The sequence below is a fragment of the Clostridiales bacterium genome (assembly GCA_017961515.1).
Taxonomy (GTDB): domain Bacteria; phylum Bacillota; class Clostridia; order Acetivibrionales; family RGIG10202; genus RGIG10202.
This window is the reverse complement of record JAGCXC010000032.1, coordinates 1-14,920: the sequence shown is the minus strand read 5'-3', so window position 1 is coordinate 14,920 and position 14,920 is coordinate 1. Positions and strand designations below refer to the sequence as shown.

25 protein-coding genes are annotated in these 14,920 nt (G+C 31.5%); 5 read left to right on the top strand and 20 right to left on the bottom strand.

Annotation, left to right across the window (positions count from 1 at the left end; translation table 11 throughout):
- Positions 1-172 precede the first annotated feature (172 nt).
- From J6Y29_02245 to J6Y29_02175, 15 genes are all read right to left on the bottom strand, one after another.
- A complete protein-coding gene (locus J6Y29_02245) occupies positions 173-358 on the bottom strand; it encodes a hypothetical protein (protein ID MBP5426707.1) in 186 nt (61 codons plus the stop codon).
- A complete protein-coding gene (locus tag J6Y29_02240; GenBank protein MBP5426706.1) occupies positions 345-2,195 on the bottom strand; it encodes a bifunctional DNA primase/polymerase in 1,851 nt (616 codons plus the stop codon). Before J6Y29_02240 ends, J6Y29_02245 begins: the two co-directional genes overlap by 14 nt.
- Positions 2,196-2,205: 10 nt before the next feature.
- On the bottom strand, positions 2,206-3,927 hold the full coding sequence (locus tag J6Y29_02235; GenBank protein MBP5426705.1) for a hypothetical protein: 1,722 nt from the start codon (positions 3,925-3,927) through the stop codon (positions 2,206-2,208).
- 15 nt (positions 3,928-3,942) lie between these two features.
- The gene (locus tag J6Y29_02230) at positions 3,943-4,374 is read right to left on the bottom strand and encodes a DUF669 domain-containing protein (protein ID MBP5426704.1); all 432 of its coding nucleotides are present in this window, start codon (positions 4,372-4,374) and stop codon (positions 3,943-3,945) included.
- A gap of 1 nt (position 4,375) precedes the next feature.
- Positions 4,376-4,540, bottom strand: a complete 165-nt coding sequence (locus J6Y29_02225) for a hypothetical protein (protein ID MBP5426703.1) — start codon at positions 4,538-4,540, stop codon at positions 4,376-4,378.
- Positions 4,537-4,695: a hypothetical protein gene (locus tag J6Y29_02220; GenBank protein ID MBP5426702.1), complete on the bottom strand. Its 159-nt coding sequence runs from the start codon at positions 4,693-4,695 to the stop codon at positions 4,537-4,539. The genes J6Y29_02225 and J6Y29_02220 overlap by 4 nt, the downstream gene beginning before the upstream one ends.
- Entirely contained in the window at positions 4,695-5,414 is a 720-nt protein-coding gene (locus tag J6Y29_02215; protein ID MBP5426701.1) for an ATP-binding protein, read from the bottom strand. The genes J6Y29_02220 and J6Y29_02215 overlap by 1 nt, the downstream gene beginning before the upstream one ends.
- Complete coding sequence (locus J6Y29_02210; GenBank protein ID MBP5426700.1) at positions 5,414-5,644, bottom strand: hypothetical protein; 231 nt, start codon at positions 5,642-5,644, stop codon at positions 5,414-5,416. Before J6Y29_02210 ends, J6Y29_02215 begins: the two co-directional genes overlap by 1 nt.
- Positions 5,644-5,865, bottom strand: a complete 222-nt coding sequence (locus J6Y29_02205; GenBank protein MBP5426699.1) for a hypothetical protein — start codon at positions 5,863-5,865, stop codon at positions 5,644-5,646. The genes J6Y29_02210 and J6Y29_02205 overlap by 1 nt, the downstream gene beginning before the upstream one ends.
- The gene (locus J6Y29_02200; GenBank protein ID MBP5426698.1) at positions 5,865-6,821 is read right to left on the bottom strand and encodes a YqaJ viral recombinase family protein; all 957 of its coding nucleotides are present in this window, start codon (positions 6,819-6,821) and stop codon (positions 5,865-5,867) included. The genes J6Y29_02205 and J6Y29_02200 overlap by 1 nt, the downstream gene beginning before the upstream one ends.
- Complete coding sequence (locus tag J6Y29_02195; GenBank protein ID MBP5426697.1) at positions 6,814-7,116, bottom strand: hypothetical protein; 303 nt, start codon at positions 7,114-7,116, stop codon at positions 6,814-6,816. Before J6Y29_02195 ends, J6Y29_02200 begins: the two co-directional genes overlap by 8 nt.
- A gap of 1 nt (position 7,117) precedes the next feature.
- Positions 7,118-8,284, bottom strand: coding sequence for a hypothetical protein (locus J6Y29_02190; GenBank protein ID MBP5426696.1), 1,167 nt, complete (start codon positions 8,282-8,284; stop codon positions 7,118-7,120).
- Complete coding sequence (locus J6Y29_02185; protein MBP5426695.1) at positions 8,268-8,546, bottom strand: VRR-NUC domain-containing protein; 279 nt, start codon at positions 8,544-8,546, stop codon at positions 8,268-8,270. The genes J6Y29_02190 and J6Y29_02185 overlap by 17 nt, the downstream gene beginning before the upstream one ends.
- Positions 8,547-8,612: 66 nt before the next feature.
- The gene (locus tag J6Y29_02180; protein MBP5426694.1) at positions 8,613-8,822 is read right to left on the bottom strand and encodes a hypothetical protein; all 210 of its coding nucleotides are present in this window, start codon (positions 8,820-8,822) and stop codon (positions 8,613-8,615) included.
- Between the two features lie 299 nt (positions 8,823-9,121).
- A complete protein-coding gene (locus tag J6Y29_02175; protein MBP5426693.1) occupies positions 9,122-9,367 on the bottom strand; it encodes a helix-turn-helix transcriptional regulator in 246 nt (81 codons plus the stop codon).
- Positions 9,368-9,527: 160 nt separating this feature from the next.
- Between J6Y29_02175 and J6Y29_02170 the strand changes: the two genes are divergently transcribed.
- The 5 genes from J6Y29_02170 (at position 9,528) to J6Y29_02150 (ending at position 12,313) form a co-directional block, all read left to right on the top strand.
- On the top strand, positions 9,528-10,124 hold the full coding sequence (locus J6Y29_02170) for a helix-turn-helix domain-containing protein (GenBank protein MBP5426692.1): 597 nt from the start codon (positions 9,528-9,530) through the stop codon (positions 10,122-10,124).
- Positions 10,087-10,338 (top strand): S26 family signal peptidase, encoded by a 252-nt coding sequence (locus J6Y29_02165; protein MBP5426691.1) that lies wholly within the window; start codon positions 10,087-10,089, stop codon positions 10,336-10,338. Before J6Y29_02170 ends, J6Y29_02165 begins: the two co-directional genes overlap by 38 nt.
- Before the next feature lie 146 nt (positions 10,339-10,484).
- A complete protein-coding gene (locus J6Y29_02160) occupies positions 10,485-11,162 on the top strand; it encodes a hypothetical protein (protein ID MBP5426690.1) in 678 nt (225 codons plus the stop codon).
- Positions 11,137-11,784: a site-specific integrase gene (locus tag J6Y29_02155; protein MBP5426689.1), complete on the top strand. Its 648-nt coding sequence runs from the start codon at positions 11,137-11,139 to the stop codon at positions 11,782-11,784. The genes J6Y29_02160 and J6Y29_02155 overlap by 26 nt, the downstream gene beginning before the upstream one ends.
- A 307-nt stretch (positions 11,785-12,091) precedes the next feature.
- Positions 12,092-12,313 carry a hypothetical protein gene (locus J6Y29_02150; GenBank protein MBP5426688.1) on the top strand — a complete coding sequence of 74 codons (222 nt, stop codon included), beginning with the start codon at positions 12,092-12,094 and terminating at the stop codon, positions 12,311-12,313.
- A 13-nt stretch (positions 12,314-12,326) separates the two neighbouring features.
- Here J6Y29_02150 and J6Y29_02145 read toward each other — a convergent pair whose 3' ends face one another.
- From J6Y29_02145 to J6Y29_02125, 5 genes are read right to left on the bottom strand one after another with little or no spacing between them, the layout of a single operon-like run.
- On the bottom strand, positions 12,327-13,211 hold the full coding sequence (locus J6Y29_02145) for a CHAP domain-containing protein (protein ID MBP5426687.1): 885 nt from the start codon (positions 13,209-13,211) through the stop codon (positions 12,327-12,329).
- On the bottom strand, positions 13,195-13,410 hold the full coding sequence (locus tag J6Y29_02140) for a hypothetical protein (GenBank protein MBP5426686.1): 216 nt from the start codon (positions 13,408-13,410) through the stop codon (positions 13,195-13,197). The genes J6Y29_02145 and J6Y29_02140 overlap by 17 nt, the downstream gene beginning before the upstream one ends.
- Before the next feature lie 59 nt (positions 13,411-13,469).
- On the bottom strand, positions 13,470-13,865 hold the full coding sequence (locus J6Y29_02135; GenBank protein MBP5426685.1) for a phage holin family protein: 396 nt from the start codon (positions 13,863-13,865) through the stop codon (positions 13,470-13,472).
- Between the two features lie 16 nt (positions 13,866-13,881).
- The gene (locus J6Y29_02130; protein ID MBP5426684.1) at positions 13,882-14,334 is read right to left on the bottom strand and encodes a hypothetical protein; all 453 of its coding nucleotides are present in this window, start codon (positions 14,332-14,334) and stop codon (positions 13,882-13,884) included.
- A gap of 19 nt (positions 14,335-14,353) precedes the next feature.
- The gene (locus J6Y29_02125) at positions 14,354-14,809 is read right to left on the bottom strand and encodes a hypothetical protein (GenBank protein MBP5426683.1); all 456 of its coding nucleotides are present in this window, start codon (positions 14,807-14,809) and stop codon (positions 14,354-14,356) included.
- Between the last annotated feature and the right edge of the window lie 111 nt (positions 14,810-14,920).

Below are 14,920 nucleotides of genomic sequence, written 5' to 3'. Positions count from 1 at the left end.
TTTTTAATTTTTAAACTTATATAGAAAAAATGCGTAACTGCGTAACCATAAGCCATAAACCCTTATAAATAGGGGGCTGACAAGGTTACGCTTTTTAAAAAAATGCGTAACTTTGCGTAACTTTTTAGCTAAAATGCGTAACTTTTGTTGACTAATCAGTCTAGTTGACTAATTAGTCAACCATAAAATCTAGCGTATTTATTCCGTCCAGTACACAGTATTTTTTGAAAATATCTTGCTTACTATTAGTTTTAAGTAATTTATGACAATATTGTTTACTTATACCGCATAACTCGGCTAAAGTTGTAACTGGTAATAAACCAACAATAGTATAAAAATCTACCTTACATTTTTTCATTAGTAACCTCCATTTTTTGTATAATTCTAACTGTTTTACCCAACATTTTACTAGGTATAACATCGTATCCTAAACTTTTTAGACGTCTACTAAATTTATTAAGACTAACAGCTTTTAAATTGCTATCCTCACAATACTCGGCGTAAGCCTCATATATACTACTAACTGGGTTATTTTCAATAGCTGGATAATCATTTAAGTAAGATAACACGCTGTCGTTATCAAGATAATATTGTTTAGTAGATTCCTCAATAGTTTCACTACTAGTTAAATCTAAGTTATTATCTAGGATACGTTTAACTCCTTTTAAAGCTAAGTTAAGTAAATAACTTTTAGCATTATCACTACTAAGTAACTCGTCTAGGTTATATATTCTCTTTTTAACTTTATTGTCAAAAGGTATAATCATTAACCTACGACCGATACCGTCGCTCTTGTCCTTAAATACTGGTGGCTCATTGGCTGTAAATATTAATGTAGCTGTGTTCTTTAATGTAATTGGTTGGGAGTAAATAGCTCTAGCTCCAACTGTGTTACCACTAGCCATAGTTTTTAAGTTTTTACTTTTCTCTAAGTAAATAGCGTCGACATCGTCAGCAACATTAACAACTTTACCAATTAAACTAATTAAACTAGTACCGTCGTCAAAGTTTGCTATGTCTATATGACTGGATAAGTCGCCAGTCCATTTGGTTAACATCTCTACAAAAGTTGATTTACCATTGGCTCCGCTACCAGTAAGAAAAAATATTTTGTGTGGGAAACGGTCAACGAGTAAAATGTGTCCTAAGATTTCCTCTATAACAACTCGCTCGTCCTTACGCCCACAACATATAAAATCTAAAAAATTGTCTACGTGTTCGTCATAAGCGTTGGCGTCATAACTAACATCTAAGTAAAATGGAGTAAACCCACAGTCATAGTCAACAACATTTTCGTCAATAATTACTCCATTACGTAGTTTGACGTTAAATTTTTTCTTACTATCGACTAACTCCGCATATATGTATAATTGAGCCTCTAGCTCGGTCATTTGACTACGTCTAAGCCTTAAATATTTATTTATAGCTTTATTTAGTTTGATTCTATCTTTAGAATAGTTAAGCCCGTCCTTAAAATATAAAGTACCATTAAATATTTTAATATCTAACTCCTTAACAACAAACTCGGCAAAATCTATCATATCCTTAGGGTCGCCATTATATTGACCGCTACTGTTTACATCTAAATTATTAACACTATCAATAAGAGTAGCTAGCTCGTTAGCTTTTAAACTCTCGTTTAATATATAATCATTGATAAAGTTAGCAATAGCTACTATATCAACATCTTTACGTTGTTCTCTTATAAGTCTTAAATGATAAAATAAACTATTATTACGTCCGTCTCCCTCACTTAAACCAGTTATATTTTTAGCTTTAGCAAGTGGGTACATCTCTATTGGTAAGACTGGGAGGTCTTTAAGGGTTAACTCTCCACTCCTAGCTCGTTCTTTACCTTTGTGTTTTACAATAGCGTAAGCCTTAGTACCGGTCTTATAATCTACTTGAAAAGCCCCAACGGTAATTTTATCAGCTCCATTTTTAAGTTTTAAGTCGCTAGGTAGTGAGTAGTAAAAATGGATACCTCTAGTCGTTTTAACTGTTAAAGTTGGATAACGTGTTTTAAAATAATCAATTATTTTATCCTCGCCTATATTGTCGTTATCAAAGTCTACGACTACTACTTTATTATTTAAAAGTAGTCCCGCATTGTCTAACTTATCTAAAGAGGTATAGGTAATATCAAAACTAGTTGTCGGTTGTTTTTCTTCGTTCAATTCAATAAATTTAAGCATATTATCCTCCTTAATATAAGTTTTTATTACATAAAGCTATATAGTAATTAAGGTCTAGCTTTGATTTATCAAAACTATCAAGAGTACCATTATGTATTATGTTATGCTCACTAGTGTTAGCTATTTTTTGGTATGATTCTCCCTTACGCTTATATATACCCCAGTATTTCTTATCATTAGTAGCAAAAACTCTATTGACGTGCTGTGTCTCTATAAGCTCAGTCTCGCCCTCGTTTCCGTACTCATAATACATAGCGTCATACGTATTACCCATTTTACAAATAATTTGAAAAGGGGCGAGGTCATTGTTTTTATAAGCCTCTATTACAGTATCCGCTACTGGTTTACCGTGTATATAATAATTTACTAAAGCTCTATCTATTATTGTTAGGCTGTTTTGCATAAAGTTGCCCCCCTCAAACTTAGCAAAACGACCTTTAGCCTCTATGTGTCCGTCCTCAAACTGGATAGCATAATTATTAACATCTCTTTGAGCTATTTTAATTATCTTGTCTATGTCAAAAGTTAAATTAAATCTTTTACCAAAGTCCTCAACTATATCAACTATTTTTTGGTAGTCACTCTCCTTATATTTAACTATAAGACCGTCAGTATTACTTTGTATTAGTTGGCAATAGTTTGATAATTCCATAATTAATTGAGTAAGTATTATTTGACCATTAATACAAATATTGTTTGCTTGCTTTGGGTCAAATAAGGCGTTGTATTCGCTTTTCATAGCTCCAAAAGTAGCATTGATTAATATTTTATATATCTTATGTCTAGGGTCTTTTTGAGCTTTGTATTTATAACGTGTGTCTCTAAGTTCAGTAAACTTTTGAGGCTCACTACTAGCTCGACTCATATAATTATTAATAATTATTAAACTTGGGTAGTAACTTGATACGTCTATGTGTAAAAAACAACCACTAGCGTTATATTTTTCTATTGCTCCGTGTATCCCACCAAAAGCGTATATGTGCGGTACTCCAGCAACTATTAGCTTTAGTTTTCGGCTCTCAATTTCGTTATAGTCTCCACCACATCGGTAGTCATACTCACATTTACTAAAAAACTCTTTAATAGGTGGTGGTATTAGATTCCAATTAATATTGGGGTCATAATCTATATATAATCTATCTCGAGCTGGTGTAATTTTTTTACACTTTAACACTTTACTTGATAATACAGCTCTAGTTTTTTTAACACTTGTTACATCTAAATCAAACTCGTTAACTATCTCAAACTTAGCTTTGAAATAATCAGCACGTTGTTTAAATAAAATCTCAGTACTATCCACGTCGTTTTTACAATATTTGATTAACATATCTAGCTCCTCTTGAGTTAGTTTTTTATCTAAATTAAAGTCAATAGGTGTCTCGATAATATCTAAACCTAAATTAGCCTCACTTGATTTTAAACCAACTCCAAGGGGTAGCTCTTGCATTACATCTAAACTAATAAGATTTAATTTATAAGGTAAGTTTTTATTTTCCATTATGCTTTTACTCATTGTATAAGGGTCTTTACCTTGTAGGATACCCGCTACTATGATGTCGTCATAATGGTAGTTATTAAAGCCTACTAAGATACTCTTATTTTTGTTAAGAGTATCTATATAAGCTCTTAACTCTTCAATATTATTATGTATTACTCGATAATTATTATCTCCCTCTTTAAAAACCATTATCCAGTCTTTAGGTAAGACCTCTATATCGTAAATAATTATCATAAGTAACACCTACCTTTAAAATGGTAGTGGTGTTACTTTATAATTTACAAAGTCATTTTTACTTGTTGATTTTTTAACTAAAGCTTGATTACCAGCCATACCGTTTAAAGTATCAGCTAAAGTATCAAAATCGCTAAAACTGTCTAGTGGTAATTGGTATCCAAACTCATAAGCTAATTTAGTAAGAGCTTTGATACTACGTTCAGTAGTTTTTTGAGTAAAGAAATAATTTACAAACAAATATCTACCTTTATACTCTCCGTCGTCTTGTATACTAAATTTAAAACCTATCCAGTTGTTACCAGTTTCTTTACTAACTTGGTGTTTTACATCTTCAAGTAAGCAATTATACTCTCCGTCCTTTATCTCTTCGTATGTATCCACGCTATCTTTAGCTGGGTCAAAATTTTCCATAACTCCTTTAGCAACGTTTAATAAATCGTCCATATTATTTATCCTCCTTATATATTGTCTTTTCTAAATTTTTTAATCTTAAATTTACTTTTTTCCTAAATATATGGGTAAATACCATATTATCCATAGCATATACTAAAATTAGTATTGCGTTTAGTATCATAATCAACCAAAATATTAATTGAAAAATTGCTGTCATTTATTTTTATCCTCCCTTTTCTTTAATTTATTCTTTAGTTTTTCGTTTTCCTCTTCTAATTTTTTATAATCATATTTAATACTTATACAACCTACAATAGTCAAAAACGCTATTGTTAAGCCGAAAATAATAGCTATAAATTGTAATATATCCATTACTCAGCGTCCTCCTTTACTATTGGTTTAAGTTCTTTAACTGGTTTAGCCTCAACGTCTTTTGTAGTTACTGGTGTAGCAAAAACACCTTTGATATTTTTAAGAATCGCTAAGACATCTTTATCTTTAACATCAGCCTCGTTGTAGTTATCTCTTTTACTATCACATAACTGGATATAATTTTGTCCTAGTTTGCGACATTTAATAGACATATCACAGCGTCCCATACACATATTGTAGTATTTTTGTTCTAGGCTAGGACGTTCCACAGTTTGGTTATCCTCGCTTATTTCTACAACGTGACTAATAAATATAACGTTGTATGGTAGTTGATTTAATCTAACCATTAACTTTTGCCAAGTCATTTTTACATCACGATATCCTTTACCATAAGGCACCTCGCCCTCGTCGTCGACACCATACTTTTTACATACATAATTTTGTAGCATTGTTTTAATATCGTCGACTAGGTCAATAATAATTGTTTTAAAATCGTGTTTACCCTCTTCGATTTCATTTAATACTTTTACAAAAGTCTCAAAGTCGTATACCTCAACACTTGGAGTATCAACTTTTTTAGCGTTTCCGTCAGTATTTATAATTACTGGACTAGGAAATTGTCGAGCTAAGTAAGTTTTACCGCTCATACTTTGCCCCCATATAAAGAATACTTTAGGGGTAATATCCTTGTCCTTTGGTTTATTTGCTGGTAGTAACATTATTTATTACCTCCTCTAATTTCATTTGATAATTTTATTATTTGACTTACTATATACTCTAAAGCCCCAGTATTAAGTCTTAAGTCGTCTCGTAAGCATTTAACCTCCATAGTATCAGTTGTTACATCTTTTAACTCTACTTTACCTCCAATAACAAAGTCGCTTAAGTCTGTTAGTTCAGTATTTATATTCTTTATTAACTCTTGTTGTCTTTTTATCTCGTCAAACATTATTTAACCTCCTTAATAGTTGTTGTAATTTCTATTACTATGTAGTCTTGATTCTTAGATATAGTATTTACTATGTCTAGTAAATCTTTAGCTAGTTCAACATTGTTAAAAGTAATAGCTCCATACTCATTAGTAGCAACTCTAACGTTCATTACATCTACGCTAGCGACATAGATATACTCGTTGTTACCTTGTTTATATCCTACACAATATTTAGTCATTATTTATCACTCTCCTTTATTGTTATTAATATATAACCTTTTCTATTGGTAGTTTTTACTGTTTTATATTTTTCGTATATGTTAGGCTCCTCCTCTAATAATTTTTTAGTATCAATACCCACAGTATCGTAACTAGTAGGCGATACTTTAGTTATTTTAGTAGTACCAAAGTCTACACTAATTAAGCCTTTATCCTCAAACACCTTGTAAAGCTCTTCTTTAAGGTCTTTGTATTCTTTTTCCATATCTTTATACGTAGCAAGTGACTTTTCTAATATAGCTACTTTATTACTTAATACAACTAAGTCGTCGCCGTAAAAATATGTATTAAACTCCTCCTCAGTCATATTTGGGTTGTCTTTTAATTTTTCCACAGCCTTTTTAAAAGCTGTTATACGTTCGTCTATTTTAGACCAAAGTACTGGGTCTCTTTTGATTATGTGTTCAACCAGTCTATTATCGTCAAACTCATAATTAAAGTAACTGTCGTCATTTTCTAACTCATAGTCCATACCAGTATAAAAGTCAGTTGGTCTTTTATATCCTACAAGTCTTACAGCGTCACAATTAAACGTTTCCATATAAAATTGACATTGTGGGGTATAATACTCAACGTCTAGCTCTTCGCCAAAAGTTTTAACCTCAAGTATTGGTATCTCGGCGTTTTTATCTATACCGTCAGTATTTCCTCTATAACCTTTATCCTCATTTATAATAGTATCCTCTAAGTAGTTACATTGATATTTTGAGTTAATATAATCTCTAATAACTGGCTCCATAACTTGACCATATTTAGTAAATTGATTACCTTTAAATGGGTTTGGTATGATTCCCGCTTTTTGTTTAGCAAACTCAAACACGCTTGTACCATATTTACTATTAAGTCCTAAGATACTTGGTAAGTCACTACCTCCAACATACTTTTGTCTATCAATAGTTACATTGGGGTTACTCATTATCTTTATCCTCCCCAGCTCTTACAAAGTTTTTAATAAACTCAAACTCGCTATCGCTACAATGTAAATCTCTAAGTATTGTTTTTTCAGCTCCAGCTAACGTAAGTAATAGATTTAATCTAGTACCGCTTACATCTAGTTGAGTATTTGTACCGTTGTTGTCAATGTGTATTTTACAAGGCTCTTTAATTGCCTCAGTCATTTGTCCCTCTAACTCGTCTAAATTTTTACTCATTTTGTCAACCATTTTTTCAGTCAATTCTTTTAATTTTTCTAATAGTTCTTTATTATCCATATTATAAACTCTCCTTTTCCCATAAATCATAATTAAAATCTTGTTTATTATCTAAGGCTCTATAAATATCAGCCTCGATACTATTATCAGTAACAAACTTATAAGCTGTTACTTTTCTAGTTTGACCGTTACGGTAACATCTACCATAACTTTGGTAAAACTCGGTATAGCTATCCGTTGGGCTAAAATAAACTATAATATTAGCATAAGTAAACTCAACAGCCTCGCTACCGCTTTTGTAATTGGCAAGTGTAACAGTATTTTTAATCTTGTCCCACTCGTCTTTTTTAGGATAATTCTTTAGATGTCCGTTACATACATAAGTTGTTTTAGTAATATTTTCTTGTAATAGTTTTAGCTCTTCGTCATAGTTGTAAAATATGATTATATTATCGTTTGTATTTTCTACAAACTCTTTAATATACTCAATTTTTTTATCTAGGTTTGTGTATAATCTTAACCCGTGCCTTAATTTCATTTGATTATCATATAGTACATCGTCGTAGATTCGGTCTTTTTTTATTACCTTATAAATAGTACTAGGTTTAAAGTGTATATCCTCAAACACTAAACTAGGTAAATCAATAGCCTCCTCTTTTCCTAAACGTCTACTAATTGACGACCACATATTTTTTAACTTAGTTGGGTTACGCCAGCCTAGTATTTCCATATAACCGTACTCCATAGATGTTATAGCATTGTCTCTTATAAACGATGTTTTATTCTTAGTTAAATTAAACATCTTAAAATAGTTAATACTATCCTCCCAGCCGTTAGGTATTGGTGTAGCACTAAGTAGTATAAAACCACTTGCTATTTTACTTAGGTTATATCCAGCTTTACCCCAAACTCCAGTTGAGTTTTTAAGTCGGTGGCACTCGTCAAAGATTACAAAATAATCATAGTAATTTACGTATTTTTTGTTTAACATATTATAGGTACAAGTATCGTAGTCTATTTGTGGGTAGTGTTCTTCAATGGTACGTTGCCAGCCACCCTCATTTATTTTAGACGCTGGAGCTACTATAAGTAGCTTTTTGTCTTTATAAAATTTTTGGTGGTGTTCTAAACCCATAATAGTTTTACCAGTACCAGTATCCATATCGTATATAAAGTTACGTCTAACGTGTTTTTGGTATTCCTCTTGATATTTATATAATGTTATCAAGTTCTTTTTTCACGTCCTCAACACTCCTAGCTACTAAACTTATACCTCCAGCGTCTTTTATTTGCTGTAAGTTAATATCTTGTAGTGGAGATGTTTTACCTTTTTCGTTTTTGACCTCTATACCTATGAATCTACCTTTGTAACAAGCTAAGATGTCCGGTACGCCTACTTGACTATAAGAGTTACCAAAATACTTAACATAGTACGCTCCTTTACTTTTTAAATAAGCTTTGATTTTATTTTCAATATTTTTTTCTCGCAAACTTTGACACCTCGCTTAAAATATGTTATATTTAAGTAAGATAAAATACTTTTTTAAAGACCTTAACTAATTTCGGTGGTTGGGTCTTTTTTCTATTTCTTCTTTAAAGTTTTCGATAATATCGCCAATTAAAAACCAAGCCATAATATTTGTAAATAAGCCAAACCACGTAAAACCATATCCTATAATTAAAAACCAAAAATCGTGTGCTATTAAGCCTATACTTGCTATTAATATTACTAACTTGATTACATTAAACCATTTAATTTTTTTCATATCTCATTATCCTTTCGTGTTAGTCGTCCTTATTTTCTTCTAGGTACTTTGAAATAATCAATTATAGCGTGTACCTCCGCTTTTTTTTCTTTACCAAAATCGGTACTTGGAAAATCACTTTTGTTGTATAACTCTTGTACTGTTTTCTCACTCCAGCCCGTTAACTTGGCAAACTCTTTAATACTAATAAATTGTATAAGGTTAGCTTTTTCTTTTACCTCGTTTAAACTAGCGACTAACTCTTTTACTTTTTCTAGCTCTACATCTATATTAGTATCTAGTGTTACATTAACTCCGCATTATTGCACCTCCTTAACATTGTCGTTTAAAACTACATTGTTTGGTAAAAAATTTATCCATTGACTGGATATTTTGTATACCTCTTCAATTCGTTTTATCGTTTGTGCGTTTGGGTAAGTGTCGCCTCGCTCATAGTTTGACAACGTAGCTGGGCTAACTCCCAAAAGTACTGACGCTTTTTCTAACGACCAACCTAAGTTTATGCGTATCGCTTTTAATGTTAGTGTTTTAGGTCTCTCGTCCAATTTTTGATACCTCCTCTCTATATTTGTGATTAAAGCATATCACGTTTAAAACGACGTTGTCAACAATTTTTTAAAAATTTATATAAAAAATTAAAAAAACTATTGTATAAAACGTCTAAATAGTGTATAATGTAAATGTAATGTAAAGGGGGTTACTATTATGAGTGATAATAAATTGAGTAATGAAGAGACTTACAAACTTTATTTAAAATATTTTGATAAGATAAGTAAAAATCTTAGTAGCACTGATAGACTTATTATAGAGAAAAGTTTACGCAACATTGTTATACATAATAGTAGAGTATTACTTATGGACGAGTTAGAGCTTTATATTGATAACTTTTTAAAATCATATAAAGAAAAAGAAATATTTTCAAAAAATCTTAAATATTATATGGATAAAAAAGGTTTAAATGGTACTCAATTAGCTAACGATTTAGGTATTAAACAACCAACTGTTAGAGACTGGATAAGTGGGGTTAACTATCCCCGTATAGATAATTTAAGTATGTTAGCCGAGTACTTTAATATAGATAAAAAAGATTTAACCGAGCCTCATACTGAGCAACAAAATAATAGGATACCAGTTGTAGGTAAAATTCCAGCGGGTATACCTATTGAGGCTATTGAGGAGATACTTGACTATGAGGATATACCTAAAGAGTGGTTAAATGGAGACAAAGAGTTTTTTGGTTTAAGAATACAAGGTCGTAGTATGTATCCAGTATACTTGCCACGGAGATACTGTTATATTTGAAAAAGCTGAGGACTGTACTAGTGGTCAAAGTTGTGCTGTTATGGTAAATGGTAACGACGCTACATTTAAAAAGGTACTTAAAAACGAGGCTGGTATAACTCTTATGCCTATAAATGAGGACGAGTTTGAGCCGACGTTTTATAGTAATAAGCAAATAAAAGAGCTACCCGTTAGAATCATTGGGATAGCTAAAGAGATAAGACGTAAAGTTTAAAATAAAAAGAGGTTAAAGCGTTCTAGTTTGGACGACTAACACTTTAACCCATAACAACAAAACACTTGTGGTATTTTGTATGATTATATTATATACAATTACCTACTTTTTTACAAGTGTTTTGGATAAAAAAGGAGGTATTTTTTATGGCTAATAAAAGGTCAAGAGGTAACGGAGAGGGTACAATATTTAAACGTACCATTAGAGGTAAAGAAAAATGGGTTTGTGAGTATACAATAGGTATTAAAGAGGACGGTACAAGAGACTGTATAACTAAATATAGTGATACTCGAAAAGAGGCTAAAGAAAAATTAGAGGATATTATTACACAATATAAAACAAACACTCTAGTTAAAAAATCTACTATTATATTTAAAGATATAACCAAAGAGTTTATTGATACTGGTTTAAAATTTAATAAGTTAAGTACCAGCTCTTATACTCGTAAATTAGGCACATATAAACAAATATGCGGTCACTATATGGCAAATATGGAGATACAAAAAATAACCGAGCGTGATGTTAAAGATTTCTTAATTTATATTACAAAATACTCTAACTCGGTAATAGGTAAAATATATGGTCTAGTAAATAATACATTTAAAATAGCTATAAGACGTAAAATTATAAGTGATAATTTCTTAGATAATAAAATGGAGTTTTGTAAGCCTACATCTCAGCGTAGAGATAAAAAAGTACGTGGCTTTACTGTTGAGGAGCAAAAACGATTTATAGATGTCGTTACCTCTAAAGATAACCCGTTTAAATATAAGTATCAATTTTTATTAAGTATGTTTACTGGTATGCGTATGCGGAGAGGTTAACGCTTTAGATGTAGAAAAAGATATTGACTTTAAAAATAAATTGATTCATATTAGACGTACGCTTACAAGAGGTAAAGGAGATATAACAATTATGGGAGATTACACTAAAACCAAAAATGGTGTGCGTGATATTGTTATGGATAATCAAGTTGAGTTTTTACTAAAAGAGTATTTGAGTACTGAGTTTATACCAAACAACCACAACCTATTATTTTATAACCCCAAAAATACTTACTACTCAACTGGTCAAGTAAATATGGTATTTAAAAGATTATGTGAGAAAAACAATATTATTGGATATAATGTTAATCAGCACCAGTTAAGGCATACTTTTGCTACACGTTGTATTGAGGCGGGTATGCCAGCTAACGTTTTATCTAAAATAATGGGTCACGCTGACCTACGTACAACATTAGAGGTATATTGTGATGTATTCGCTAATTATGAAAAACAACACGCCAATAGGACGTATGACTACTTAAAACAAAATAACTTATTATTAACTCAAGTAAACGAGGATACTATACCTCAAGACGAGTTAGATAAATTGGTCAATAATATTAAAAAGATGTACTCTAAACACGACGATAGATTAATTAAAGTTTTAAAACTTGTACAGTAGTAAGTACAGTAGCGTCAAAACTTTTTAAAGATATTTGTATACATTTGAAAATTTAAGAAAATCACAAAAGCCTTGATATATAAGGGTTTAAAATGTAAATAGAGTTTGAGCAAAATTACTCAAACTCTACTTTTTTGGCTCCTCGTGTTGTTACCGTTAAGTAGTATTAAACACCGTAAACCTTTATATATCAACATTTTAAGATTTTATTATATATGTTTGTACAGTAGTAGTACAGTAGCCAGTAAAAACTTGATATTTTTGACAAAATATTGTATAATTTGTCAAAAATAAAGGAGTGTTTATTATGAAATTTAAAGAGACAATAGGTGTGGTATTTTTTGCTATACTAAATATTATTATAGCGTATTTTATCACAGCTTTATTAAATATACAAGACATTATTTTATATCAGTCTTTAACAGCAACTAGGTATAATATTACATACGAGATTATAATATGGTTTCTATTAAGTTTAACTGGGGCTATTATATACGAGAAAATCATAAAAAAAGACGAGGCTAATTAAAGCCTCGTTATTTTTAATATATTCTTATATTATCCCAGTTAGTAGTACCGTGTTGGTAGTTTAAATTAACTTGTCTTTGTACCTCGTTGTAATTATCTCCTAAAGCATTAACACGGTCTTGACCGTTACCAAAGTCTCCTCTAATAGTTTTACGTACTAAATCTAATAAATCAGTAGTAGGTTGTGGCGTAGGAGCTGGTGTATCTCCAATTATACAACTATCATTTACCCAACCTATATTACCATTGTCTAGTAAATATGGGTTTTTTGCACCCTCAAGTATATTAGTTATAGTACCTCTTGTTATAATAGGGTTTAATTTTTCAGTACTGTCGCTTGATACATATACCCCATTAATATTAACAACATCTCCAACTTTATATTTAGTAGGTGTTGGTGTTGGTTGTGGTGTAGGAGCTGGGTTATATGGATAATTAGGGTTAACAATAAAACCTCTAGGAGTGTAGTTACTGTTCATACCCCAACGTCCATTATTGTTATATCTTGTAGTAGTCCAAAATGGAGTACTACAACCGTATCCACTTTCAGCTGTTCTTATACAATTATCGTTAATTACCTCAATAACAATAGCTACGTGTCCAGCAAGGGAGCCTTTACCCTCCCAACAAAGAATTGCACCGACACAAGGTTTATTAATTACGGATAAACCACTAGCGATAGCTCGTTCAATAAAGTTTTCAGCGTTACAATTTAAGTGATATTTTTCATATCCTAAATCTAACTCCTCGTTAAAACCTCCACAAGCATAGCCAACACAGTTAGCTAACACATTACATTGACCGTCAGTTGGCTTTCCTTGGATACAAGTAGAGTATCCACCGTTACTTTTAGTAATAAAATATTTATTACCAGCGGTAGGTCTAGTTGTTCGTATCATTGTCAGCCACCTCCTCAATTATAGCCTCTCCGTCCTCTATCATATCAGTAAAAGGCACCTCATTTACATTTGTTTGAGTATCAAAAGGCTCGGCGTCTAGTTCCGCACCGATTCCCTCTTCCTCCATAATGTAGTTAGCTTTGTATTTTTCAACTAACTCTTTGTCGTATTCGACATCAATAATTTGTTCATTTTCCATTATTTTTACCTCCTTTGGAAAAATTAGACGCCTTTTAAGACGTCTTTTTATATAACAACCTATTTAGGGTCATTATCTTTTTTTAATTGTTCTAACGAGTCAATAAGTTTTTGTGGTAACGGTAAACCCATACCGCCCCAGTTTTCCAAAATACTTATACCCTCGTTAGCTACAAAGAAATAGATAACTAAAGTACGTATTGCTCCAGTATTTCCAGCTATTCTATCTAAAATAGTAGCCACAGCTACAATAATAAAGTATCCAACTTTTTTAATGATACCTTTTAGTCCTACTGTGCTATTTATTTTTTTATTATAAATAGCTTGGCATATACCAGTAACATAATCTAAAACAACTACTAATAAAAGTACTTGTAAAGCTACGTCCCAGCCACCTAAAAAATACACTAAGCCCGTAGCTAGTGTACCAGTAATAAAATTTATAATATTTTTCAATTTTTATCCTCCTTTTTTAAGCTGTACGTTTCCATACCCATACACCGATATAAGCTATATTGTGGGTGTGTCCTTGTCCTCCACCAGTATTACTTGTGTTGGTTGATTCTACCTTTACTTGTAGTCCACTTGATGTATTTAAGTAATATCCTCCATTAGACCAGCTAACACTTTGTCTACCGTTTACAGTTCCGTGATTATGACTTGGTATTTCGTCTTTGGTTAAAGTATGGGACTGTGTAGCACTACCAGTATAAGTTGAGTTACCAGTACTACTCGAACAACCATACAAATAACCACCACTCATTTTTTGCCAAGTACCACCAAACAATGTAGCTGGGTTAACATCGTTAACACATAAGTAAATACTACCAACTGGATAAATAATATCCGCTAATATTTGCCTATTGTGTACGATTCCTCTTGTATCGATATAATCGTTATTTTTAAATTTAATCGCTCTAGCCATATTATATATAACTTATTATTTAAGCTGTACGTTTCCACATAGCCACCTCTAAATATGGTGGCATATTATTGATAGGTTGGTCGCTTGTCATACCTCCGTCAGCTAAACATATATTAGCCCAACTGTCAGTTATAGCTTTGTTACAGTCACAACCATAGTGAGTACCAGTAACTCTACCTCTTACCATAGCTCTACTTGGTAAATTGCTTTGGACTATTGTATTAGTCATAGTACCACCAGTATTACCTATGTTATTATTAATCGAGGTAGCCCATAAAAAACGGTCAGCGAGTCTTTCCCAAGTACCACCAAACAATGTAGCTGGGTTAGTACTATTTACTGAGATGTATATACTACCTACTGGATAAGCTATAAGGGATATATTACTTAATAAATCACTTAATAACTGTCTATTATGTACAATTCCCGTACTATCAATATAATTATTACCTTTTAATTTGATACTTTTACTCATATTAGATTAAAACCCCCTTTATTGGAGATTTTAAATAAATAAGAGATACGCTTAAATAATAAGTGTACCTCCTTCCTTGTAAGTAAAGGTATTGTGTGTGTGTGTGTGTGT

Excerpts from the sequence above, each read along its gene's own strand:
- J6Y29_02205 (MBP5426699.1), bottom strand. The coding sequence starts at position 5,865 with ATGACTAAATATTGTGTAGGATATAAACAAGGTAACAACGAGTATATC.
- J6Y29_02215 (MBP5426701.1), bottom strand. The coding sequence starts at position 5,414 with ATGTTACTACCAGCAAATAAACCAAAGGACAAGGATATTACCCCTAAA.
- J6Y29_02160 (MBP5426690.1), top strand. The coding sequence starts at position 10,485 with ATGGCTAATAAAAGGTCAAGAGGTAACGGAGAGGGTACAATATTTAAA.
- J6Y29_02210 (MBP5426700.1), bottom strand. The coding sequence starts at position 5,644 with ATGTTTGACGAGATAAAAAGACAACAAGAGTTAATAAAGAATATAAAT.
- J6Y29_02245 (MBP5426707.1), bottom strand. The coding sequence starts at position 358 with ATGAAAAAATGTAAGGTAGATTTTTATACTATTGTTGGTTTATTACCA.
- J6Y29_02140 (MBP5426686.1), bottom strand. The coding sequence starts at position 13,410 with ATGGAAAATGAACAAATTATTGATGTCGAATACGACAAAGAGTTAGTT.
- J6Y29_02240 (MBP5426706.1), bottom strand. The coding sequence starts at position 2,195 with ATGCTTAAATTTATTGAATTGAACGAAGAAAAACAACCGACAACTAGT.
- J6Y29_02170 (MBP5426692.1), top strand. The coding sequence starts at position 9,528 with ATGAGTGATAATAAATTGAGTAATGAAGAGACTTACAAACTTTATTTA.
- J6Y29_02235 (MBP5426705.1), bottom strand. The coding sequence starts at position 3,927 with ATGATAATTATTTACGATATAGAGGTCTTACCTAAAGACTGGATAATG.
- J6Y29_02130 (MBP5426684.1), bottom strand. The coding sequence starts at position 14,334 with ATGGCTAGAGCGATTAAATTTAAAAATAACGATTATATCGATACAAGA.
- J6Y29_02200 (MBP5426698.1), bottom strand. The coding sequence starts at position 6,821 with ATGAGTAACCCCAATGTAACTATTGATAGACAAAAGTATGTTGGAGGT.
- J6Y29_02145 (MBP5426687.1), bottom strand. The coding sequence starts at position 13,211 with ATGATACGAACAACTAGACCTACCGCTGGTAATAAATATTTTATTACT.
- J6Y29_02180 (MBP5426694.1), bottom strand. The coding sequence starts at position 8,822 with ATGAAAAAAATTAAATGGTTTAATGTAATCAAGTTAGTAATATTAATA.
- J6Y29_02150 (MBP5426688.1), top strand. The coding sequence starts at position 12,092 with ATGAAATTTAAAGAGACAATAGGTGTGGTATTTTTTGCTATACTAAAT.
- J6Y29_02230 (MBP5426704.1), bottom strand. The coding sequence starts at position 4,374 with ATGGACGATTTATTAAACGTTGCTAAAGGAGTTATGGAAAATTTTGAC.
- J6Y29_02195 (MBP5426697.1), bottom strand. The coding sequence starts at position 7,116 with ATGGATAATAAAGAACTATTAGAAAAATTAAAAGAATTGACTGAAAAA.
- J6Y29_02220 (MBP5426702.1), bottom strand. The coding sequence starts at position 4,695 with ATGGATATATTACAATTTATAGCTATTATTTTCGGCTTAACAATAGCG.
- J6Y29_02225 (MBP5426703.1), bottom strand. The coding sequence starts at position 4,540 with ATGACAGCAATTTTTCAATTAATATTTTGGTTGATTATGATACTAAAC.
- J6Y29_02125 (MBP5426683.1), bottom strand. The coding sequence starts at position 14,809 with ATGAGTAAAAGTATCAAATTAAAAGGTAATAATTATATTGATAGTACG.